This window comes from Rhodoferax sp. EU05-FHT12H12, assembly GCF_058791215.1.
Map to the genome: position 1 here is coordinate 72,163 of NZ_JBYTDI010000006.1, position 20,465 is coordinate 92,627.

The 20,465-nt window shown below is 63.5% G+C and carries 19 protein-coding genes; 10 read left to right on the plus strand and 9 right to left on the minus strand.

What is annotated here, in order from left to right:
• Positions 1–26: 26 nt before the first annotated feature.
• The 3 genes from AC3WS7_RS16230 to AC3WS7_RS16240 are packed head-to-tail and all read right to left on the minus strand — an operon-like array spanning position 27 to position 3,484.
• Entirely contained in the window at positions 27–791 is a 765-nt protein-coding gene (locus AC3WS7_RS16230) for an SDR family NAD(P)-dependent oxidoreductase (RefSeq protein WP_492657096.1), read from the minus strand.
• A gap of 10 nt (positions 792–801) precedes the next feature.
• On the minus strand, positions 802–2,670 hold the full coding sequence (locus AC3WS7_RS16235) for a feruloyl-CoA synthase (protein WP_492657097.1): 1,869 nt from the start codon (positions 2,668–2,670) through the stop codon (positions 802–804).
• Between the two features lie 31 nt (positions 2,671–2,701).
• Entirely contained in the window at positions 2,702–3,484 is a 783-nt protein-coding gene (locus AC3WS7_RS16240; RefSeq protein WP_492657098.1) for a crotonase/enoyl-CoA hydratase family protein, read from the minus strand.
• Positions 3,485–3,608: 124 nt separating this feature from the next.
• On the opposite strand from AC3WS7_RS16240, the gene AC3WS7_RS16245 reads away from it, so the two are divergent.
• Positions 3,609–4,472 (plus strand): amidohydrolase family protein, encoded by an 864-nt coding sequence (locus AC3WS7_RS16245; RefSeq protein WP_492657099.1) that lies wholly within the window; start codon positions 3,609–3,611, stop codon positions 4,470–4,472.
• A gap of 30 nt (positions 4,473–4,502) precedes the next feature.
• Here the strand turns inward: AC3WS7_RS16245 and AC3WS7_RS16250 are convergent, their stop codons facing one another.
• Positions 4,503–5,846, minus strand: coding sequence for a D-amino acid dehydrogenase (locus tag AC3WS7_RS16250; protein WP_492657100.1), 1,344 nt, complete (start codon positions 5,844–5,846; stop codon positions 4,503–4,505).
• A gap of 66 nt (positions 5,847–5,912) precedes the next feature.
• Here AC3WS7_RS16250 and AC3WS7_RS16255 point away from each other — a divergent pair, with 66 nt between their 5' ends.
• Entirely contained in the window at positions 5,913–6,830 is a 918-nt protein-coding gene (locus AC3WS7_RS16255; protein WP_296469336.1) for a LysR family transcriptional regulator ArgP, read from the plus strand.
• A 53-nt stretch (positions 6,831–6,883) separates the two neighbouring features.
• Complete coding sequence (locus AC3WS7_RS16260) at positions 6,884–7,501, plus strand: TetR/AcrR family transcriptional regulator (protein WP_296469338.1); 618 nt, start codon at positions 6,884–6,886, stop codon at positions 7,499–7,501.
• A 43-nt stretch (positions 7,502–7,544) separates the two neighbouring features.
• Here AC3WS7_RS16260 and AC3WS7_RS16265 read toward each other — a convergent pair whose 3' ends face one another.
• On the minus strand, positions 7,545–8,459 hold the full coding sequence (locus AC3WS7_RS16265; protein WP_492657101.1) for an aldose 1-epimerase: 915 nt from the start codon (positions 8,457–8,459) through the stop codon (positions 7,545–7,547).
• Positions 8,460–8,853: 394 nt separating this feature from the next.
• Between AC3WS7_RS16265 and AC3WS7_RS16270 the strand changes: the two genes are divergently transcribed.
• The 5 genes from AC3WS7_RS16270 to AC3WS7_RS16290 all read left to right on the plus strand — a co-directional run bounded on the left by AC3WS7_RS16270 (position 8,854) and on the right by AC3WS7_RS16290 (position 14,530).
• Positions 8,854–9,819 (plus strand): ABC transporter substrate-binding protein, encoded by a 966-nt coding sequence (locus AC3WS7_RS16270; RefSeq protein WP_492657102.1) that lies wholly within the window; start codon positions 8,854–8,856, stop codon positions 9,817–9,819.
• A gap of 74 nt (positions 9,820–9,893) precedes the next feature.
• Positions 9,894–11,432, plus strand: coding sequence for a sugar ABC transporter ATP-binding protein (locus tag AC3WS7_RS16275; RefSeq protein ID WP_296469343.1), 1,539 nt, complete (start codon positions 9,894–9,896; stop codon positions 11,430–11,432).
• Positions 11,429–12,496: an ABC transporter permease gene (locus AC3WS7_RS16280; protein WP_492657103.1), complete on the plus strand. Its 1,068-nt coding sequence runs from the start codon at positions 11,429–11,431 to the stop codon at positions 12,494–12,496. Before AC3WS7_RS16275 ends, AC3WS7_RS16280 begins: the two co-directional genes overlap by 4 nt.
• On the plus strand, positions 12,493–13,461 hold the full coding sequence (gene yjfF / locus AC3WS7_RS16285) for a galactofuranose ABC transporter, permease protein YjfF (protein ID WP_492657104.1): 969 nt from the start codon (positions 12,493–12,495) through the stop codon (positions 13,459–13,461). Before AC3WS7_RS16280 ends, yjfF begins: the two co-directional genes overlap by 4 nt.
• An 85-nt stretch (positions 13,462–13,546) precedes the next feature.
• Positions 13,547–14,530 (plus strand): aldo/keto reductase, encoded by a 984-nt coding sequence (locus AC3WS7_RS16290; RefSeq protein ID WP_296469347.1) that lies wholly within the window; start codon positions 13,547–13,549, stop codon positions 14,528–14,530.
• Between the two features lie 33 nt (positions 14,531–14,563).
• Here AC3WS7_RS16290 and AC3WS7_RS16295 read toward each other — a convergent pair whose 3' ends face one another.
• The gene (locus AC3WS7_RS16295) at positions 14,564–14,986 is read right to left on the minus strand and encodes a universal stress protein (RefSeq protein ID WP_296469348.1); all 423 of its coding nucleotides are present in this window, start codon (positions 14,984–14,986) and stop codon (positions 14,564–14,566) included.
• A gap of 92 nt (positions 14,987–15,078) precedes the next feature.
• Here AC3WS7_RS16295 and AC3WS7_RS16300 point away from each other — a divergent pair, with 92 nt between their 5' ends.
• The gene (locus tag AC3WS7_RS16300; RefSeq protein WP_492657105.1) at positions 15,079–15,972 is read left to right on the plus strand and encodes a DNA ligase; all 894 of its coding nucleotides are present in this window, start codon (positions 15,079–15,081) and stop codon (positions 15,970–15,972) included.
• Between the two features lie 59 nt (positions 15,973–16,031).
• Here AC3WS7_RS16300 and AC3WS7_RS16305 read toward each other — a convergent pair whose 3' ends face one another.
• Positions 16,032–16,838: a metallophosphoesterase gene (locus AC3WS7_RS16305; protein WP_492657106.1), complete on the minus strand. Its 807-nt coding sequence runs from the start codon at positions 16,836–16,838 to the stop codon at positions 16,032–16,034.
• Positions 16,835–17,797: a LysR family transcriptional regulator gene (locus AC3WS7_RS16310; protein WP_492657107.1), complete on the minus strand. Its 963-nt coding sequence runs from the start codon at positions 17,795–17,797 to the stop codon at positions 16,835–16,837. Before AC3WS7_RS16310 ends, AC3WS7_RS16305 begins: the two co-directional genes overlap by 4 nt.
• Positions 17,798–17,926: 129 nt before the next feature.
• On the opposite strand from AC3WS7_RS16310, the gene AC3WS7_RS16315 reads away from it, so the two are divergent.
• Positions 17,927–18,319, plus strand: a complete 393-nt coding sequence (locus AC3WS7_RS16315; protein ID WP_296469352.1) for a hypothetical protein — start codon at positions 17,927–17,929, stop codon at positions 18,317–18,319.
• 146 nt (positions 18,320–18,465) lie between these two features.
• Here the strand turns inward: AC3WS7_RS16315 and AC3WS7_RS16320 are convergent, their stop codons facing one another.
• Positions 18,466–20,349, minus strand: coding sequence for a phosphoenolpyruvate carboxykinase (GTP) (locus AC3WS7_RS16320; RefSeq protein WP_492657108.1), 1,884 nt, complete (start codon positions 20,347–20,349; stop codon positions 18,466–18,468).
• Positions 20,350–20,465 lie beyond the last annotated feature (116 nt).

The following is a 20,465-nucleotide window of genomic DNA, read 5'->3' on the forward strand; positions in this document are numbered from 1 at the left end:
TAATAGATCGTGGGGCGGGAACGGGGTCAGCGCGGCGCCATGCGCAACGCTCCATCAAGACGGATGACCTCGCCGTTGAGATGTCCGTTGGTGACGATGTGGCAGGCCAGTTGGGCGAACTCTTCCGGGTGGCCCAGGCGTGGCGGAAAGGGGATGGACGCGGCCAGCGACTGTTGAACGGCCTCGGGCAGCTCTTGCATGAGCGGTGTGGCGAACAGCCCGGGTGCAACGGTGCAGACACGGATGCCGTGCTGCGCCAGGTCACGCGCCATGGGCAGTGTCATGCCGACCAGGCCACCCTTCGATGCACTGTAGGCTTGTTGGCCGATCTGGCCATCGAAGGCGGCCACAGAGGCGGTGAACATCATCACGCCGCGTGCGCCGTCTTCCAGCGGTGGCAGCTTCACGCACTGTGCTGCGAAGAGGCGGCTGACGTTGTAGCTGCCAATGAGGTTGATGTTGATCACGCGCACGAAATCTTCCAGTGGCGCGGGATTGCCATCCTTGCCGACGATGCGCTTGGCGCTGCCGATACCGGCAACGTTCATCAGAATGCGCGCGGGGCCATGGGCGGCTGCGGCCTGCGCCAGTGCGGCGGTGACACTGTCGGTGTTCGTGATGTCACAGACGCATGCGACGCCACCGATGTCGGCAGCCACTTGGGCGGCCAGTGCGGCGTTCACGTCGAGCACGGCGACTTTGGCGCCCAGGCGGGCCAGTTCGCGTGCCGTGGCTTCGCCCAGGCCCGAGGCGCCGCCGGTGACCAATACTGCTTGTCCTTCGATCTTCATAAATATGTCCTCAGGGCTGGGGCTGCAGGATGTTGGGTGCGCTGCCGTCGTGCAGGGCTTGCACCAGGGCGTCTCGGTGTTTGAGCACGGCGCGCTGGTTGATAGATCCCTTGTCGGTGACCTCGCCCTTGTCGATGGAGGGGGGCTCGGTCAGCAGCAGCGCACGGGCAATGCGGTTGGCGCTGCCGGTCGCTTGACGGGCCAGTTCATTCAGCACAGCCTGAAGCCGAGCACGCACGGGGGCGCTGGCCAGCACGGCATCCCAGGGCGCGTCGACGGGCAGGCCGCTGACGGCGCGGCAAGCGGGTGAAGGGAAAATCAGCGCACCGACCTCTTTCATGTTCAGGCCCGTGAGCACCACGTCCTGCACATAGGGTGCGCCGGTGACGATGACCTTGGCGCGCATGGGCCCTACGCTGACGAAGGTGCCAGTAGACAGCTTGAAGTCTTCGGCAATACGGCCGTCGAACTTCAGACCGCGGTGCAGGTCGTCGGGGTTTATCCATTGCACGGCGTCGCCGGTGCACAAATACCCTTCCTCGTCGAACGCGTCGCGTGTGGCTTGGTCGGAGCGCCAATAGCCGGGTGTCACATTGGGGCCCTTGTAGCGGACCTCGGTTTTGTTGTCCACCTGCACGAGCTTGAGCGTCATGCCCGGCACCGGTACGCCGATGTCACCGGCCTTCACACTCGGACTGTTGATGAACATGGCCGAGGGGGCGGACTCGGTCATGCCCAGGCCTGTGGCCATGACTATGCGTTCCCCCACCTCGGACTCGGCGGTCTGGTGCAGGCTATCCCAGACGGGTTGCGCGAGTCCCGCACCCGAATAGAAAAACATGCGCACGCGCGACAACAGGTTGCGGCGCAAGGTGATGTCGGTCTGCATCGCCTGGGCAATCATCTCGAAGCCGGTGGGCACGTTGAAGTACAGCGTGGGCGCGATCTCGCGCAGGTTGCGCAGGGTTTCACCGATTAGCGCAGCCGTGGGTTTGCCGTCGTCGATGTAGAGCGTGCCGCCATGTTGCAGGGTCAGACCCACATTGTGGTTACCACCAAAGGTGTGGTTCCAGGGAAGCCAGTCCACAAAGATGGGGGGGGCCTCGGTCAGAACGGGCAACGACAGGGTGATTTGTTGCAAGTTGGCGCACCACATCCGGTGGGTGTTGATCACCGGCTTGGGCAGTTTGGTTGAGCCCGAAGTGAACAGAAACTTGGCAATGGTGTCGGGCCGCACGGCCTGCATGGCAGCGTCCACGGCCACGCCGGCGGTTGTGTTGCGCAGCAGATCGAAAGCCGTGGTCTGGCGGTCCTCGATGCTGCCCTGGGCCAGCACCACTTCCACATCGTTGCCGACCGTGGCCTGGATGGCGCGACCGTAGCGCGTACCGTCAGCAGCGAACACCAGGCCCGGCGTCAGCGTGGCCAGTACATGGCGCAGCTTGTCGTAGTCCTGGCTTACGGTGGCATATGCGGGTGACACCGGGCAATACGGGATGCCCGCATAGATGCAGCCCAGTGCAAGCAGTGCGTGTTCCAACGTGTTCTCGCTCAGGATCACCACCGGGCGCTCGGCGTTCAGCTGCCGGTCCAGCAGAGCCTGACCGATGCGGCGCGCACCGTCCAGTGCCTGGGCGTAGCTGAGGCGCTGCCAATCACCCGTGCTGCCATCGGCCATGGGCGCGCGCCGGGCGATGAAGGTGCGCTCGGGTTCGGCTTCTGCCCAGTGCACCAAAAAGTCACTCAGGCGCCGGGCATAGGCGCCCAGGGGCAAATCGGCCTGCACGTAGTGCGTGCCGGGCGCGCCTTCGCGCACCGAAACGCGGGTGACCCCAAAGGGCACCGGTCGGTAGCGCGGGGTGGTGGAAGTCTCGCTCATGGGTTTTCTTTTTGTTTGCGTTTGCAGGGAGTCAGCCTTTGCGAACCTTGGCGGCCTTGCCATCCAGAAAGGCGCGCATGCGCTGTTTGGCTTCGGGCGCACTCTGGGCGATGGCGGCCATCATGGCTTCGGTGAGGAAGCCCTGGTCCGCCGGTTGTTCCGCGATGCGTGGCAAGGCGTGGATCAACGCGTAGTTGGTCAGTGGCGCGTTTTGCGCCACGCGCACGGCCAGCTCCATGGCTTTGTCAAAAGCCGAGCCCTGCGGGACGAGGTACTGCGCGAAGCCGACCTTCTCGCCGTCCGCCGCGTCGTAGACCCGACCGGTCAGCATCATGTCGCTCATGCGTGCAGCACCGATCAGGCGCGGGATGCGCACCGCACCGCCACCACCCACAAAAATGCCGCGTGAGCCCTCCGGCAACGCATAGAAGGTGGATGCATCGGCCACGCGGATGTGGCAGGCGCTAGCCAGCTCCAGCCCACCGCCGACCACTGCGCCATGCAGCGCGGCGATGACAGGGACCGGGCCGTACTGCACCCGTTCCAGCGCGGCATGCCACATGCGCGAGTGGTACAGGCCTTGGCCTGCGTCGCGCTCCTGAAGTTCACTCAAGTCCAGGCCGGCGCAGAAATGGTCGCCATCGCCGTCTATGACGGCGGCGCGCACCCCTTCTGGCATGTTGTCGAACAAATCACGCAGGGCAAGAATGAGGCTGTCGTTGAGTGCGTTGCGCTTGGCCGGACGGGTGAGGCGGATGACTGCCACTTCTTGCTGCTCGCCATGGCGTTCGAAATGGAGGTTGGGGTTCTGCATGTTGCGCTTCCTTTGGAAAACAATTATGGTTATGACTTATAACCAATTCAAGTAGGCGCGACGGGCTTTGGGTCGGTGTTTACCCTAGGGCGTTCGAGCCGGCATCCGCAATTTGGAGACAGTCATGGACCATGCAAACCTCATCGCTATCGACATCCACACCCACGCCGAAGTCAGTTGCTGGAATCCGTTCGACAACTACGGTGAGGAGTACGACCGCGCGGCTGACAAGTACTTTCGCAACAGCCGCCGCCCAACCATTCAGGAGACGATCGACTATTACCGCGAGCGCAAGATTGGACTGGTGATGTTCACGGTGGATAGCGAGTCGCAGCTGGGGCGTCGGCGCATTCCGAACGAGGAGATTGCCGAGGCCGCGCAAAAGAACAGCGACATGATGATGTGCTTCGCCAGCATCGACCCGCACAAGGGCAAGATGGGCGCGCGTGAGGCCGAGCGCCTGATCAAGGAGCACGGCGTCAAGGGTTTCAAGTTCCACCCGACTGTGCAGGGCTACCACCCCTACGACAAGATGGCTTGGCCGATCTATGAGGTGATCAATGCCCACAAGCTGCCCGCCATCTTCCACACCGGCCACAGCGGTATTGGCAGTGGCATGCGCTGCGGCGGTGGCTTGCGCCTGGAGTACAGCAACCCCATGCACTTGGACGACGTGGCGATTGCCTTCCCCGACATGCAGATCGTCATGGCGCACCCGAGTTTCCCCTGGCAGGATGAGGCGCTGAGTGTGGCCACCCACAAGCCCAATGTCTGGATCGACCTCTCGGGTTGGAGCCCCAAGTACTTTCCCAAGCAACTGGTGCAGTACGCCAATACGCTGCTGAAAGACCGTGTGTTGTTTGGCTCCGACTATCCGTTGATCACACCCGAGCGCTGGATGAAGGACTTTGAGGAAGCCGGTTTCAAGCCTGAAGTGATGCCTGGCATCCTCAAAGGCAATGCGGTGCGCCTGCTCGGTCTCGCCTAAGCGTTGGGGCCAGCTTGGCCCCAACGTGGTTTACATCCCGTAAAACCTGAAGTTCATCTCCGGCTTCTCGCCGTGGATCAACTGGGCGATCGCCTTGCCCGACCCTGCACCATGCGTCCACCCCAGCGTGCCGTGGCCCGCGTTGACCCACAAGCCGCGCACCGGGCTTTGGCCGATGTAGGGGATGTTGGTGGGGGTGGCGGGGCGCAGGCCGGTCCAGTAATTGGGTTGGCCGCCGTCGGCTTCGCTGCGGGTGTCGCACACGCCTGGCAGCACTTCCTCGATACGGCGGGCCAGCATGTTGCAGCGGGCCTGGGCCACGGGGGTGTCCAGCGTGAGGTCGAAGCCGCCCACCTCGATGGTGCCGGCCACACGCAGCTGGTCGCCCAGGCGGCTGATGGCGATTTTTTTGGCGTCGTCGATGGTGGAGACGAAGGGCGCCAGTTCGGGCTTCAGGATCTTGAAGGTGGCGCTGTAGCCCTTGCCGGGGTAGATGGGCAGGTCCACACCCACGGTGCGCAACAGCGGTGCGGTGTAGGAACCCGCCGCCACCACGATGTGGTCGGCCTGGAGGGTGCGCAGCGAACCGGGAACATTTTTGCCATTCGGGCCCGTGGACAGTGCGCGAACAGCTACTGATTTAATAGCGCCCAGGCTCACATTCAGCCCATCCACGCTGTGTTCGTACAAAAACTCGGCGCCGCGCGCGATGCAGCGCTTGGCCAGTTCCTGGGTAAAGACGCGGCAATCACCCGACTCGTCGCTGGGGGTGATGGTGCCGCCCACGATCTGGTGGGCAAACTGTTTAAACGCCGGCTCAATCTTGAGCAGTTCTTCTTTGCTGATGACCTGGCGGTTGACGCCGTATTTGCGCATCAGCGCGGCGGCCTCGCCTGCGGTGTCGAACGACTTCTGGTCGCAGTAGTAGTGGGCAATGCCGCGTTCCAGGCGGTTGTATTCGATGCCGGTTGTGGCCACCATGTCTTTGAGTGCCGCATGGCTGTAGGCGCCCAGGGCCACGAGTTGCTGCACATTGCGCTCGAAGGCGGTGTCGTTGCAGTTGGCCAGGAACTTCAGGCCCCAGGCGTATTGGTGCAGACCGGCGCCGAAGGGGTTCTGGGGGCGGAACAGCAAGGGCGCCTCTTTGCTCAGCATCCATTTCAGCGCCTTGAGCGGAGCTTCCTTGTTGGCCCACGGCTCGCAGTAGCTGACCGAGATTTGCGCGCCGTTGGCAAAGCTGGTTTCCATGGCCGCGTCGGGCTGGCGTTCGACCACGGTCACGTCGTGGCCCAGCTCCAGCAAATGCCAAGCGGTACAAATGCCGATGGTGCCGGCGCCGAGAACAATAATTTTCATGCTGGCAGTGTCAGGCAAGCCTTGCGCCAGTAAAAGAGAAATGAAAGCGTTTGCGAAAACATTAGCAGCGCTAATAATATGGGCATGCGAACGTTTGATACCGATGCCCTGGAATGTCTGGCCGCCATTGTGGAAGAGGGCGGCTTTGAGCGCGCTGCTGTGCGCCTGTCGATCACCCAGTCTGCCGTGTCCCAGCGCCTGCGTGCGCTGGAGGCGCAGGTGGGCACCGTGCTGCTGGTGCGCAGCCGCCCGGTCAAGGCCACCACAGCCGGGCGATTGCTGATCAAACACGCCATGCAGATGCGCCTGCTGCGCGCCGACCTGGAGAGCGACCTGTTGGAGCTGGCGCCCAGTACCGGCGCCTCACGCGAGGACGAACGCATCTCGATTGCGATCAACGCCGACAGCATTGCCACCTGGGCGCTCTCGGCACTGGACCCGCTGGTGCATGCCGGACTGCCGCTGGAAATCATCACCGACGACCAGGACTTCACCCACGAATGGTTGCGCGAAGGCCAGGTGCTGGGCTGTGTGACCACGCTCAAGCAGGCCCTGCGCGGCTGCAAGGTGCTGCCCTTGGGTGCCATGCACTACGTGGCGGTGGTGAGCAAGGACTATGCGCAGGTGCACTGCCCGCAGGGCCTCACGCCGCACAACTTCCGCAACATTCCGTTTGTGGCCTTCAACCGCAAGGACGATTTGCCGTCCGAATTTGTGGGCCGCGCGCTGAACTTGCGTCGCGTGTCGGTGAGCCAGCGCTTTGTGCCCAGCTCCGAGGGCATGGTGCGCGCCGTGCTGGCCGGTTGGGGCGCCAGCGTGGTGCCCGAGCTGCTGGTGCGCGGCCTGATCGACGACGGGCAGCTGGTGAACCTGGTGCCTACGGTGACGCTGCCGGTGAACCTGTACTGGCACTGCTGGAACCTGAATTCCGACGTGATTGACCGCCTCACGGCGGCGCTGTCACAGGCGGCAGGCCGCATATTGGGCGGGAAAACTACCTAGTCACAAATTGGACGATGCCTCCACAATTTGACGCCCCCGAATAGAATGGCGCCATGACCACCGCCGCTCCCGCCAAGATCTCTTTCAAACAGCAGATGCTGCAGGCGCGGGAAGACGCCATCATCCGCGCCGTGAACCTGCTGCTGGCCGAGAAGGGCTTCGAGGCGATGACGGTGGACGAGGTGGCTGCCAATGTGGGCATTGCCAAGGCCAGTCTGTACAAGCACTTTCCCAGCAAGGAAGACCTCGGGGCCGCCGCCATGGCGCACCTGATGACCCAGGCCCAGGCCTTTCTGGACACCCTGCCGGAGGACCAGGCGCCGCTGGACAAGCTGCGCGCTGTCGTGCGCTGGACCATGGGACTGAAGCTGGGCGGAGAAATGCCCTCTTTGCCCAGCCAGAACTCCACGCTGCGTGCCACCCTCATGGGCCACAAGGGGTACATGGATGGCCTGATGGACGTCAGCGACCGCTTGGGCGCCTGGATTGTGGCGGCGCAGGCGCAGGGCCTGATCAACCCCAAGCTACCGGCCATTGCCGTGCTCTACACCTTGTACGCCCGCGCGTGTGACCCGGTGCTGGAGTTTCTCAAGATGGGTGAATTGCACACGGACGAGGAAATCATCGAGCTGGTGCTGTCCACATGTTTTGATGGTCTAAATGCGCGCTAGCCCTCGTCCTTATTGCGCAAGCAGCTCCTGAATTGATAGTGTTTTAGGCCAGCGTTTCAAAGCGCCATTCCACCCGCTGGCTCAGCGTCTGGCCCGTCTGCAGCACCTGCAAGCCGGGCTGGCCTTCGGCATGGAAGGCGTCGATCGGGTGCGTCACCGGTTCAAAACAAAAGTGCTGGCCTTGCGGCGGGCGGTACAGCAGACAAAAACCGTCGCTTTTTCCGCGCGCCACCACGGCCGGCTCGCGCATGTGCAGGCGCAGGCCGTGCTCGGGCCAGTCGATGTGGGACTCGCCGCTCCAGCCGGTGTAGGCGTTGTCGATCAGGCTGCCACTCACCGCCATACCGGCACGTGGGTCCCAACTGGGCGGGAAGTCGGTGGTGTGCACGGTGGGCATGGGGTCGGCTCCGCTGAGCCACACGCCTTGCACCGCCGCCTGCAAGCGCGCCTGCGGCGTGCGCAAAAACGCCGGGTGCTGGCCCAGGCCATAGGGCAGGCTGTCTGGCCCCAGATGGGTCACTTCCAGCAACTGGTCCATGCCGTCCTCGCGCAGCACGAAGCGCTGTAGCGCGCGGTAGTGGTAGGGGTTGCCGTCAAAGCCGTTTGATTCGAGTGCCATCTCCAGCGTGTCCAGCCGCGGTTGGCGGATGGCCCAGGGCTGCAGCCAGCCATCGCCATGGATGGGGTAGGGCTCACCCGCGCGGTTGGGTCGCATGGGGTGGGTCGTGCCTTGGTGGGTGAAACCGCTCTGGCCAATGCGGTTGGACCAAGGCACCAGCGGGAACGAGGCCGTGGTGTAGAGATCGGCCACACCAGCCCAGGGACGCCACAGGTCCAGCGCGCCCGGCGCCGTGTCGCGCTGCCAGTGGGCGACGCTTCCGCCCAAGGTGGGCAGCAGGCCCAGGCGTTGGCCCGCGTGGTGCAGCCAATGGATGGTGTGGGTGGCAGTAGATGTCATACGGGGAAACGGGTGAAGTTGGACGGGGCGCAGGGCCTGCGGGTCTTGCATGCTACGGGCGCCACGCTTCCTTGGGAAATAGAAAGTTCAGCCTGTGACTTATCTTTTTTGCAATGGGTTCTTACGACGAATATCGGACTAAATCAGGCATAAGAATTAAATAGTCCTTCTAATTCAAGGACCTAGGGTAAACCTGAATCCAAAGTTCTATATGTGAGATATGCAAATCTCTATTAGATCTATATCAATTCGCTGCGTACTATCCGAGCACTTCTTGGTACCGATTTCAGGGATTTCTGGTGAGGCACAAGAGGCACAGAAGCAGGCCGGACGCGGGTGGCCCTTCTGGCACACCGTGGGCCCGCATCCACTTACAAAACGAGGAGACACAGACATGAAAAACAACCGACGTACCCTGCTGGCCACTGCGGCCGCCGCTTCCCTGGCCCTGGCTTTGCCCCTGAGCGCCATGGCGCAAAAGAAGATCGTGGTCGGCTTCAGCCAGATCGGCGCCGAAAGCGAATGGCGCACCGCCAACACCAACTCCATGAAGTCCGCCGCAGCGGCGGCCGGCATCGAGCTGAAGTTCTCGGATGCCCAGCAAAAGCAGGAAAACCAGATCAAGGCCCTGCGTTCTTTCATCGCCCAAAAGGTGGACGTGATCGCGCTGACTCCCGTGGTGGAATCGGGTTGGGACACCGTGCTGAAGGAAATCAAGGATGCCAAGATTCCCTTGATCCTGATGGACCGTTCGGTGGATTCCAAGGACACCTCCCTGTACGCCACCCACATCGGCTTTGACTTTGTGAAGCAAGGCGAGATGGCTGGCCAGTGGCTGGTGGAGAAGGCCAAGACCATGAAGGGCGACATCAACGTGGTTGAGCTGCAAGGCACCGTGGGTTCTGCGCCCGCCATTGACCGCAAGAAGGGTTTTGAGACGGCCATCAAGGGCAACCCCAACATCAAGATCATCCGTTCGCAAACCGGTGACTTCACCCGTGCCAAGGGCAAGGAAGTCATGGAAGCCTTCCTGAAGGCCGAAGGCAAGAAGATCAATGTGCTCTACGCACACAACGACGACATGGCGATTGGCGCGATCCAGGCTATCGAAGAAGCCGGTCTCAAGCCCGCCAAGGACATCTTGGTTATCTCGGTAGACGGTGTGAAGGGTGCTTTTGAAGCCATGATCGCCGGCAAACTGAACGTCAGCGTGGAATGCAGCCCCTTGTTGGGACCGCTGGTCATGGCTACTGCCAAGGACATCGTGGCAGGCAAGACCGTGGCACGTCGCATCATCGGCAAAGATGGTGTGTACCCCATGGAAACTGCGGCCAAAGAGTTCCCCAGCCGCCAGTACTGATCGCGACGGCTTCTCCATTTGGTCACCAGGTCTTGGCCTGCGGCTTGCGCTGCAGGCCTTTTTTACAACACACCATGACACACATACCACCAGCGGCTCCTGCTGTTGCGCCCGTGCTGGAGCTATCCGGCGTGGCCAAGCAGTTTGGTCCCGTGCGGGCACTTTCGGGCGTGAACCTGCGCCTGTTTCCTGGCGAAGTGCACGCCCTCATGGGCCAGAACGGCGCGGGCAAGTCCACCCTCATCAAGGTCCTGACCGGCGTGTACCCGGCGGACCAGGGCGACATGCGCCTGAACGGCCAGTCCATCCGCGCCACGTCCACGCTGGATGCGCAGCGCCTGGGCATCAGCACGGTTTACCAAGAGGTCAACCTCTGCCCCAATCTGTCGGTGGCCGAGAACATTTTTGCGGGACGTTACCCGCGCAAGGGCGCAGCGGGTTTGTGGTCCATCGACTGGCAGCGCATGCACCGCGAAGCGCGCGAACTGCTGGCGCGCCTGAACCTGGACATTGACGTCTCCCAAACGCTCAGCAGCTACTCGGTGGCCGTGCAGCAGATGGTGGCGATTGCGCGTGGCCTGAGCATCTCGGCCCAGGTCCTGATATTGGATGAACCCACTTCGAGCCTGGACGACGAAGAGGTGGAGCGTCTGTATGGCGTGCTGCGCCAGCTGCGTGACCAGGGCATGGCGATTCTGTTCGTCACCCACTTTCTGGACCAGGTCTACGCCCTGTGTGACCGCATCACCGTGCTGCGCAATGGCGAGCTGGTGGGCGAATACCCGGCCGCCGAGCTGGGCCACAACGCGCTGATTGCGGCCATGGTGGGGCGCGAACTGGCGGCCGCGCACGGCGCCCAGCATGCCGATGGCGCGGCCCGAGCGGCCGAGCCCGAGTGGCTGCAAACCCAGGCCCTGAACCGCCGCGGCCACGTGAAAGCCATAGACCTCGGCATACGCCGCGGCGAGGTGGTGGGCTTGGGCGGCTTGCTGGGCTCGGGGCGGACCGAGCTGGCGCGCCTGCTGTTTGGCCTGGACCGCAGTGATGGTGGCGAGATTCTGCTGGGCGGCAAGCCCGTGCGCATGGATTCACCGGCCACGGCGATCCAGATGGGGCTGGCCCTGTGCCCCGAGGACCGCAAGGCCGAGGGCATCATCGCCGAGCTCTCGGTGCGCGAGAACATTGTGCTGGCCTTGCAGGCCCGCCAGGGCCTGTGGCCGGCCATTGGCCGGGTGCAGCAAACCACGCTGGCCGAGGGCTATGTGAAGGCCTTGGGCATCAAGACCGCCGATGTGGACACCCCCATCGGCCAGCTCTCGGGCGGCAACCAGCAGAAGGCCGTGCTGGCGCGCTGGCTGGCCACCCAGCCCAGCCTCTTGATATTGGACGAACCCACCCGCGGCATCGACATTGCCGCCAAGCAGGAAATCATGAACGAGATACTGGCCCTGGCCAAACAGGGGATGGCCGTGCTGTTCATCTCCTCCGAGATGGAAGAAGTGGTGCGCGTCTCCGACCGCATCGTGGTGCTGCGTGACCGTGCCAAGGTGGGCGAACTGCCGGGCGGCACGAATGACCACGCGGTCTACGCCATGATTGCGGGGCAGGCATGAGCACACCCAACACGCCTTCTTTGCTGGCGCGGGTGCAGACGCACCCTTTGCTGTGGCCGGTGGTCACGCTGGTGCTGATCCTGATGGTCAACGCCAGCCTGAACCCCGGCTTCTGGATGCTGCAGTGGCGCGACGGCCACCTGTACGGCAGCGTCATTGATATCCTGAACCGCGCGGCGCCGCTGATGCTGGTGTCGCTGGGCATGACGCTGGTGATTGCCACCCGCGGCATTGATATTTCCGTGGGTGCCACGGTGGCCATCAGTGCGGCGGTGGCCGCCCTGATGGTGGGCGGCAAGCTGGTCATCACCGATGGGGTGGCCCAGCACATCAGCCGTTTCCCCATGTGGCTGGCGATTGTGTGTGCGCTGCTCACCGCCCTGGCCTGTGGGCTGTGGAATGGCGTGCTGGTGGCCAAAATCGGCCTGCAGCCCATCATCGCCACGCTGATCCTGATGGTGGCGGGGCGTGGTGTGGCGCAGTTGCTCACCGACGGGCAAATTGTCACGGTGTATTACCCGCCCTATTTCTATATTGGCAGCGGCTACCTGTGGGGCCTGCCGTTTGCGCTGTTCATCGCAGCCTTTGTCTACCTGGTGATGCACCTGGCCGTCACGCGCACCGCGCTGGGCCTGTTTATCCAGGCCATCGGCATCAACCCCGCCGCGGCCCGTGTGGCCGGTGTGCGGGAGCGGCTGATCAGCATCTGTGTCTATGCGTTTTGCGGCCTCACGGCCGGGATTGCGGGGCTGATCATCAGCTCCAACGTCAAGAGTGCGGACGGCAACAACGCCGGCAACCTGCTGGAGCTGGACGCCATTCTGGCCGTCACCCTGGGCGGCACGCTCCTGACCGGCGGGCGCTTCAGCCTCGCCGGCAGCATGATTGGCGCGCTCATCATCCAGACGCTGACCTCCACCATCTACTCGATCGGTGTGCCGCCGGAGATCAACCTGGTGGTGAAGGCCGCCGTGGTGTTTGTGGTGATGTTGATGCAGTCCGCCGAGTTCCGCCGCGCCGTGCGCGGCTGGGTGGTGCGCCCCCACGCAGGGAGCCAGGCATGAAGCTGCAGAGCAAATACATTCCGCTGGCGGCCACCGTGTCGCTGTTTGCCGCCATGTCGGTCTTTGGTGCGGTGTCCTACACCGGGTTCTTCTCGGCCCAGGTGTTTCTGAACCTGCTGATTGACAATGCCTTTCTGGTCATCGTGGCGGTGGGCATGACCTTCGTCATCCTGTCGGGTGGCATCGACCTGTCGGTGGGCTCGGTGGTGGCGCTCAGCACCATTGTGCTGGCCAAGCTGGTGCAGCACCTGCACTGGGACCTGATGGTCGCCATTCCGCTGGTGCTGTGCATGGGCACGCTGTTCGGCGCCTTCATGGGCTGGTTGATCCAGCGCTTCCGATTGCAGCCCTTCATCGTCACGCTGGCGGGCATGTTCCTGGCGCGGGGCCTGTGTTACCTCATCAGCATCGACTCCATCAGCATCACCGACGAGGCCTACACCGTGCTGGCACAAACCCGCATCCACCTCTGGCCCGAAGGCCCCATGGTGTCCATCAGTGCCGTGCTGGCGCTGTTGGTGCTGGCGGGCGCGGTGTTTGTCGCGCATTGCACGCAGTTTGGTCGCACCGTGTACGCCATTGGCGGCTCCGAACATTCGGCCGTACTCATGGGCTTGCCCGTGGCACGCACCAATGTGGCGGTGTACGCGCTCAGTGGCTTTTGTGCGGCGCTGGGCGGCGTGGTGTTCACCTTCTACATGCTGTCGGGTTACGGCCTGCATGCGGTGGGGCTGGAGCTGGACGCGATTGCCGCCGTGGTGATCGGAGGCACCCTGCTCAGTGGCGGCGTGGGTTATGTGGCGGGCACGCTGTTTGGGGTACTTACCCTGGGCGTGATCCAGACGCTCATCATGTTCGACGGCAGCTTGAGCTCGTGGTGGACACGCATCGTCATCGGCGCGCTGCTGTTTGTGTTCTGCGTGCTGCAGCGGGTGTTTGAAGCCGGGCGCAAGCCAGGGTCTTAGGGTTTGAGGTCAAATAGGCCTCTAGCCCCCGTAATCATTGCGCGAGCAGCTCCTGAAACCATAGCATTTTGAACTGAGACAAAACATGCAATACCGTCCCCTGGGCCGTACCGGCTGGAACATTTCAACCGTGAGCTTCGGCGCCTGGGCCATTGGTGGCACCTGGGGCGCAGTGGACGATGCCGACTCCATGGCCGCCCTGCACCGCGCGCTGGACCTGGGCGTCAACTTCTTCGACACCGCCGATGTGTATGGCGACGGCCGCAGTGAGCGCCTGCTGGCACGCCTGCGCAAGGAGCGCAGCGAGCCGTTTTATGTGGCCAGCAAGGCCGGTCGCCGCCTCACACCCCATGTAGCCGCCGGCTTCACACGCGCCAACCTCACGGCGTTTGTGGAGCGCAGCCTGCAGAACCTGAACACCGAAGCCATCGACCTGCTGCAACTGCACTGCCCGCCCACCGAGGTGTTCTACATGCCCGAAGTGTTTGGTGTGCTGGATGACCTGGTGGCGGCAGGCAAGCTGCGCCACTACGGGGTGAGTGTGGAGAAGGTGGAGGAAGCGCTCAAGGCCATCGAGTACCCCGGCGTGCAAAGCGTGCAGATCATCTACAACCTGTTCCGCCAGCGTCCGGCCGAGCTGCTGTTTGAACAAACCCAAAAACGCGGCGTGGGCATCCTGGCGCGCCTGCCGCTGTCCAGCGGCCTGCTGAGCGGCAAGATGACCGCGCAAAGCACCTTTGCCGAAGACGACCACCGCGGTTTCAACCGCGAGGGTGCGGCCTTTGACAAGGGTGAGACGTTTTCGGGGCTGGACTTTGCGGTGGGCCTGCAGGCCGTGGAAGCCATGCGTCCGCTGGTGCCCGCGGGGATGAGCATGGCGCAAATGGCGCTGCGCTGGATCCAGATGCACCCGGCCGTGACCTGCACCATCCCCGGTGGCAAGAACCCCGCGCAGGTGGCCGACAACGTGGCCGCTGCGGACTTGCCGCCATTGAGCGACGCCAGCATGCAGGCGCTGGCTGAGGTGTACGCGCGTTACGCCAAACCGCTGGTGCACCAGCGCTGGTAAGCCCAGCGCCGGGGGCGCGGGCTTGGCGTGCTCTTAACGTACCAGCAATACCGGCACCTCGCAGTGCGCCAGCACTTGCGTGGTGACCGAGCCCATCACCAGATTGGCCAGCGCGCTGTGGCCATGGCTGCCCATCACCAGCAGGTCAAACTTGCCGCTGTCGGCCAGCTTGGCAATGGCGGCGCCGGCGGGGCCGACTTTCCAGTCCGTCTTGGCGTTGATACCGTGGCGCAGCAGGAACTTGCTCACAGGGGCCAGCACTTTTTCAGCCTCTTCGGACTGGTAGCTCTTCACCACTTCTTTGCCCACGGCGGCTTTGGCGCGTGGTGGCAAATCGGGCTGGGCGGTGAACACCGTGTACTCGTGGGCGGGCGAGAGCAGGGCTTCGTGGGTGCTCAGGTAGGCCAGCATTTTTTTGCTGTACGCGCTGCCGTCAACGGCCAACAGAATCTTCATGGAACGCTCCTCAGTAAAAACGCCAGTGTAGTGGCGCTATTGCAGAAGTCCGTGCGTCACATCAAACTCTCTTGTCCAACAAGGGGAGAACCATGCCACACCACAAGAACCTGACGCGCCGTACCCTGCTGCAAGGTAGCGCCCTGGGCTGGATAGGGGCCACCGTGTCCGTCCATGCCGCCAGCCCGGCCCAGCCGCCCGCCCTGATGCTGGCCCAGGTGCACACCAGCCGCCACCCGCTGGCCGGTGTGTGGGTCAGCGAGAAGTACGACGGTGTGCGGGGCTACTGGGATGGGCAGCAGTTGCGTACGCGCGGCGGCCACGCCCTGGCAGCGCCGGCCTGGTTCACGGCCGGGTGGCCCGCCCAGCCGCTGGACGGTGAGCTGTGGGCCGGGCGCGGGCAGTTTGCCCAGGCCGTGGCCACCGTGCGTGACCAGCGCCCTGATGAGGCTGCCTGGCGTGCGCTGCGCTACATGGTGTTTGACCTGCCAGCCCACGGTGGCGTGTTTGATGAACGCCTGCCCGCCCTGCAGGCCACCGTGCTGCAGATTGCCCAGCCTTGGGTGCAGGCGGTCGTGCACACCCCGGCCACCGATGCCAATGCCTTGCAGCGCCAGTTGGACGCCACGGTGCGTGCCGGTGGCGAGGGCCTGATGCTGCACCAGGGGAACACCCGCTACACCCCGCAACGCACGGATGGCCTGCGCAAACTGAAACCCCATGCCGACGCCGAAGCCCGTGTGCTGGCCCATGTGCCAGGGCAGGGCAAACACGCCGGGCACATGGGGGCCTTGTGGGTGGAGCTGGCGGCACAGGAGGGGCGGCCCGCGCAGCGCTTCAAGCTCGGCACGGGTTTTAGCGATGCCGAGCGCGCCGCACCGCCACCCGTGGGCAGCTGGGTCACCTACCGCTACCGCGGGCACACCGCACAGGGCGTGCCGCGCTTCGCCAGCTTTGTGCGCTTGGCGCCGGAGCCTGGCCTGTGAGTCGCGAGGTGCTGCATTTGCTATTGAATTAATAGCTTTTGGCGCAGTATCTGCGCGGCCTAGATGCCTATTTCAATCAAGAAATCGGGCCGGTAGCCCAGTTGCTCGTTTTTGCGCGCGTAGCCCAGCGGGTTGGCCACCACGCGGCAGCCGCCCACCCGGTAGTCGCTGGGGGCGTGCAGATGGCCGTGCAGCCAGAGCTGGGCGTAGGGCAGCAGTTCATCCAGCGCATTGCAAAAACCCGCTGTGCCCGGTACCAGGCCGTAGCGCGGATCGGCGCTGTGCAGGCTGGGCGCAAAGTGGGTGATGACCACCGTGGGGCCGTCAAAGGGCGCTGTCAGCGCCGTACGCAGCCAGTCCTGGCACTCCAGCGCCTGGGCCCGCAGCCCTTCGGCCAGCCAGGGTTCGCCATGGCGGGTGGTCAGCGTTTTCTTCAGGTAGTAGTTGGCGGCGCGGTAGGCCTTGTCGCGCGCCTTCAATCGCTGGGCTTCCGGGGCGTTCACGGCCAGTGCATCAAAGTCGGTCCACAGTGTGGTGCCGACGAGGCGCACGCCGTGCATCACCAGGGTTTCGCGCTCCAGCCAGAGAATCCCCAGGCGCTCGCAGGTCGCGCGCAGGCGGGCGTGGGCTTCGTCAAAGTCAAAGGTGTCGTACTCGTGGTTGCCGGGGACAAACACGACCGGGGTAGGCCAGCCCTGCCGTGGCGAAAAGCGCGCCAGGCCGAAGTCTGCGTCCGCCAGCTGCGAACCGGTCTGGTACGAACCCACATCACCCGCCAACACCAGCAGATCGGCACCGGGCAGGGGGCGGGCCTGCCAGTGGGGGTTGCCTTCGAGGTGCAGGTCCGAGAGCAGTTGGAGTTTCATGCGGAAAACAGGCGGTCGCCCAGGAGTGCAATTTGTTGGCGCAGCCAGGCGTGCGGGGGGGCAGCATCCAGGCGCTGGTGCCACAGCGCGTCCACCTGGATGGGGGGCACCTTGAAGGGCAGCTCGCGGATCACCAACTGGTCGGCGTAGCCGGTGACGTTGACAAAGTGGCGTGGCAACACGGTGAGCAGGTCGGAGTGCACCACCACGCGCCCGGCGGTGAAGAACTGGTTGACGGTCAGCACCACGCGCCGCGTGCGCTTGAGGCTGACCAGGGATTCGTCAATAAACCCAAAGGCCCGGCCCGAGAAGCTCACCAGCATGTGGCTGGCCTCGCAAAAACGGTCCAGCGTGAACTTGCCCTGGGTCATCGGGTGGTCCTTGCGCATCACACACACATAGTCACCGACAAACAGCCGGTGGTGGCGGAAGGACTCGGCGGCGCCAGCCTGCGCACGTGCGGTCAGGTCGGTCAGCACTGCCGGAAAGTGGCCGATGGCCAGGTCGGCGCCGCCTTCGTCCAGCACGCGGCGCGGGTCGCGTGTGGTCAGTGGCACCACGCGCAGTGACACACCGGGGGCATCCCGCGCCAGCACCTCCACCAGCGGCGGCATGAGCTCCGCAGCCGTGGCATCGGCCATGGTCAGCACAAAGGTCGTGGCGGCGGTGGCGGGGTCAAACACGCTGGGTGCCAGTGAGGCCTGCAGCTTTTGCAAGGTTTCGCGCACGGCCGGCCAGAGTTCCTGGCCGCGCGGCGTGGGCTCCAGGCTGCGGCCCTTGCGCACCAGCAGCTCGTCACCCAGGGCATCGCGCAGGCGGCGCAGGGCGTTGCTGACCGCGGGCTGGGTCAGCGCCAGCTGTTCGGCGGCCTTGGTCAAGCTGCGCTCGGCCATCACCGTGTCAAACACCTTGAGCAGGTTCAGGTCAAAGGTGCGCAGGTTGAGTGGTGGGGTGGCCATGGCGAATCATAACTTTGGTGAATACCAAGCATCACTAAGCAAAAGTTGAGTCGCATGAGGGTTAACCCTATGATTCACTCACTTCAAAGATTTATCCCAGTGAGCTTCAACCTTTTCAAGGAGTTGACCATGACCACCGTACTCTCTTCCTCGTATTTTGCTTCGGCCCCCGCCGTACTTTCCGCCCCAAAGGCAGAAGGCTCCCGTACCTTGGCTGGCATGTTGCTGGCCGCTGTGTTGTCCGCCCTGCTGGTGGTGGCCGACCAAGTGATCGACACCTGGGTGGATGGACATTTGTTGGTGGGCTGGGTGGCTCTGTGGACCGTGGCTTTTGCCGCCTTGGCCCTGTTGGCTCCTCCCCTGCGCAAGATGTCGGCTGCCGCTTCTGCTGTGATCATGGGCTGGGTCCGCGCGGCCCAAGAGCGCCGCATGGAAGAAAAAATGTGGGAATACGCCCACCGCGACCCCCGCATCATGGCCGAACTGCAACACGCCGTGATGCGCAGCCGCAACGAAGCCTAAGTCGCTTCCCTCGTGGGCCCGCCAGCAGGCGGGCAGAAAAAAGCCACCGGTTCGGTGGCTTTTTGCATGGTGCGGCCGCAAACGGGTGTTTTGCAGGCCAACGCCCAGCCTCGGCGGGATGCGCCGGGCCAGATCTTGGATAACCCTCAGGCAGCGAGGCGCTGTGCCAGTTGGGTTTTGGTCTCTTCGAGTTCCTTCGGCAAGTGGTAGGCCAGTTGGGTGAACAGCTCGGTGTGCAAGGCGATTTCAGCCTTCCAGTCGTCTTTGTTCAGGCTGGTCACGGAGTCAAACTGGGCCTGGCTGAAGTCCAGGCCGGTCCAGTTGATTTCGGAATATTGAGGCGCCACGCCAAATCCGGTCTCGGTGCCGCTGGCCTTGCCTTCGATGCGGTCGATCATCCACTTCAGCACGCGCATGTTGTCGCCATAGCCGGGCCAGACGAACTTGCCGTCATCGCCCTTGCGGAACCAGTTGGTGGTGAAAATCTTGGGTTGCTTGGCGCCAGCGTTGGCCAGCTTGGCACCGATGGTGAGCCAGTGCTGGAAGTAGTCGCTCATGTTGTAGCCCATGAAGGGCAACATGGCAAAGGGGTCTCGGCGCACCACGCCCATTTGGCCCACGGCGGCGGCGGTGGTCTCGGAGCCCATGGTCGCAGCCATGTACACACCTTCGGTCCAGTTGCGCGCTTCGGTCACCAGCGGCACGGTGGTGGAGCGGCGGCCACCGAAGATGAAAGCGTCAATCGCCACGCCGTTGGCATCGTCCCACTGGCTATCCAGTGCAGGGTTGTTGCCAGCGGCCACGGTGAAGCGGGCATTCGGGTGGGCAGCCTTGGCGCCCGTTTCCTTGGCAATTGCGGGCGTCCAGTCCTTGCCCTGCCAGTCGATCAGGTGGTCTGGCAGGCCGCCGGTGTCTTTTTCCATGCCTTCCCACCACACATCGCCGTCATCGGTCAGCGCAACGTTCGTGAAGATCACGTTTTTGTCCAGGCTGGCCATGCAGTTGGGGTTGGTGTGGAAGTTGGTGCCGGGTGCCACACCAAAGTAACCCGCCTCGGGGTTGATCGCGTAGAGCTTGCCGTCGGCACTGGGTTTGATCCAGGCGATGTCGTCACCGATGGTGGTGACCTTCCAGCCGTCAAAGCCGGCAGGTGGCACCAGCATGGAGAAGTTGGTCTTGCCGCAGGCGCTGGGGAAGGCGGCCGCTACGTGGTACTTCTTGCCCTCGGGATTGGTCACGCCCAGGATCAGCATGTGCTCCGCCAGCCAACCTTGGTCGCGGCCCATGTTGGAGGCAATGCGCAGCGCAAAACACTTCTTGCCCAGCAAGGCATTGCCACCGTAGCCTGAGCCGTAGCTCCAGATCTCGCGCGTCTCGGGGTAGTGCACGATGTACTTGGTCTTGTTGCATGGCCACTTCACGTCGGTCTGGCCCGGCTGCAGCGGTGCGCCCACCGTGTGCACGCAGGGCACAAAGGCGCCGTCCACACCAATCACATCGAACACGGCTTTGCCCATGCGGGTCATGATGCGCTGGTTCACCGCCACGTAGGGGCTGTCGGTCAGTTCAATGCCAATGTGGGCGATGTGCGAACCCAGCGGGCCCATGGAGAAGGGCACCACATACATGGTGCGACCTTGCATGCAGCCGTCGAAGAGGGCTTTTTCGCTTGCCGTGCCGGTTTGCAGCAGGGTGCGCATGTCGGCGGGGGCCATCCAGTTGTTGGTAGGGCCGGCGTTTTCCTTTTTCTCGGAGCAGATGAAGGTGCGGTCTTCCACGCGGGCCACATCGCTGGGGTCCGAGCAGGCCAGAAAGCTGTTGGGGCGCTTGGCGGGGTTCAACTTCTTGAAGGTGCCGAGATCCACCAGTTGCTGGCACAGGCGCTGGTATTCCTCTTCGGAACCATCGCACCAAACTACATCTTTGGGTTTGCACAGGGCCACCATGTCGGCCACCCAGGCAATCAGACGGGGGTTTTTGACATAGCTGGGGGTGTTGAGGGTCAGGCCCTGCATCACGGGTGCGTTCATGAAAAGCTCCTAAGTTTGAAAAACGTCTTTTCAAAATCGGGGGCCACAAGGCCGGCTGCCTGCAACTTTGAGAAGACGGCTCGGCCGGGACTGATGGACCCTGCAACCAAGCGCTT

What these genes read in the sequence shown, in the direction of transcription:
- AC3WS7_RS16295 (WP_296469348.1), bottom strand. Translation starts at nt 14,986, where the DNA reads ATGAAGATTCTGTTGGCCGTTGACGGCAGCGCGTACAGCAAAAAAATG.
- yjfF (WP_492657104.1), top strand. Translation starts at nt 12,493, where the DNA reads ATGAAGCTGCAGAGCAAATACATTCCGCTGGCGGCCACCGTGTCGCTG.
- AC3WS7_RS16270 (WP_492657102.1), top strand. Translation starts at nt 8,854, where the DNA reads ATGAAAAACAACCGACGTACCCTGCTGGCCACTGCGGCCGCCGCTTCC.
- AC3WS7_RS16255 (WP_296469336.1), top strand. Translation starts at nt 5,913, where the DNA reads ATGCGAACGTTTGATACCGATGCCCTGGAATGTCTGGCCGCCATTGTG.
- AC3WS7_RS16235 (WP_492657097.1), bottom strand. Translation starts at nt 2,670, where the DNA reads ATGAGCGAGACTTCCACCACCCCGCGCTACCGACCGGTGCCCTTTGGG.
- AC3WS7_RS16290 (WP_296469347.1), top strand. Translation starts at nt 13,547, where the DNA reads ATGCAATACCGTCCCCTGGGCCGTACCGGCTGGAACATTTCAACCGTG.
- AC3WS7_RS16300 (WP_492657105.1), top strand. Translation starts at nt 15,079, where the DNA reads ATGCCACACCACAAGAACCTGACGCGCCGTACCCTGCTGCAAGGTAGC.
- AC3WS7_RS16230 (WP_492657096.1), bottom strand. Translation starts at nt 791, where the DNA reads ATGAAGATCGAAGGACAAGCAGTATTGGTCACCGGCGGCGCCTCGGGC.
- AC3WS7_RS16265 (WP_492657101.1), bottom strand. Translation starts at nt 8,459, where the DNA reads ATGACATCTACTGCCACCCACACCATCCATTGGCTGCACCACGCGGGC.
- AC3WS7_RS16260 (WP_296469338.1), top strand. Translation starts at nt 6,884, where the DNA reads ATGACCACCGCCGCTCCCGCCAAGATCTCTTTCAAACAGCAGATGCTG.
- AC3WS7_RS16315 (WP_296469352.1), top strand. Translation starts at nt 17,927, where the DNA reads ATGACCACCGTACTCTCTTCCTCGTATTTTGCTTCGGCCCCCGCCGTA.
- AC3WS7_RS16275 (WP_296469343.1), top strand. Translation starts at nt 9,894, where the DNA reads ATGACACACATACCACCAGCGGCTCCTGCTGTTGCGCCCGTGCTGGAG.
- AC3WS7_RS16240 (WP_492657098.1), bottom strand. Translation starts at nt 3,484, where the DNA reads ATGCAGAACCCCAACCTCCATTTCGAACGCCATGGCGAGCAGCAAGAA.
- AC3WS7_RS16310 (WP_492657107.1), bottom strand. Translation starts at nt 17,797, where the DNA reads ATGGCCACCCCACCACTCAACCTGCGCACCTTTGACCTGAACCTGCTC.
- AC3WS7_RS16280 (WP_492657103.1), top strand. Translation starts at nt 11,429, where the DNA reads ATGAGCACACCCAACACGCCTTCTTTGCTGGCGCGGGTGCAGACGCAC.
- AC3WS7_RS16245 (WP_492657099.1), top strand. Translation starts at nt 3,609, where the DNA reads ATGGACCATGCAAACCTCATCGCTATCGACATCCACACCCACGCCGAA.
- AC3WS7_RS16320 (WP_492657108.1), bottom strand. Translation starts at nt 20,349, where the DNA reads ATGAACGCACCCGTGATGCAGGGCCTGACCCTCAACACCCCCAGCTAT.
- AC3WS7_RS16305 (WP_492657106.1), bottom strand. Translation starts at nt 16,838, where the DNA reads ATGAAACTCCAACTGCTCTCGGACCTGCACCTCGAAGGCAACCCCCAC.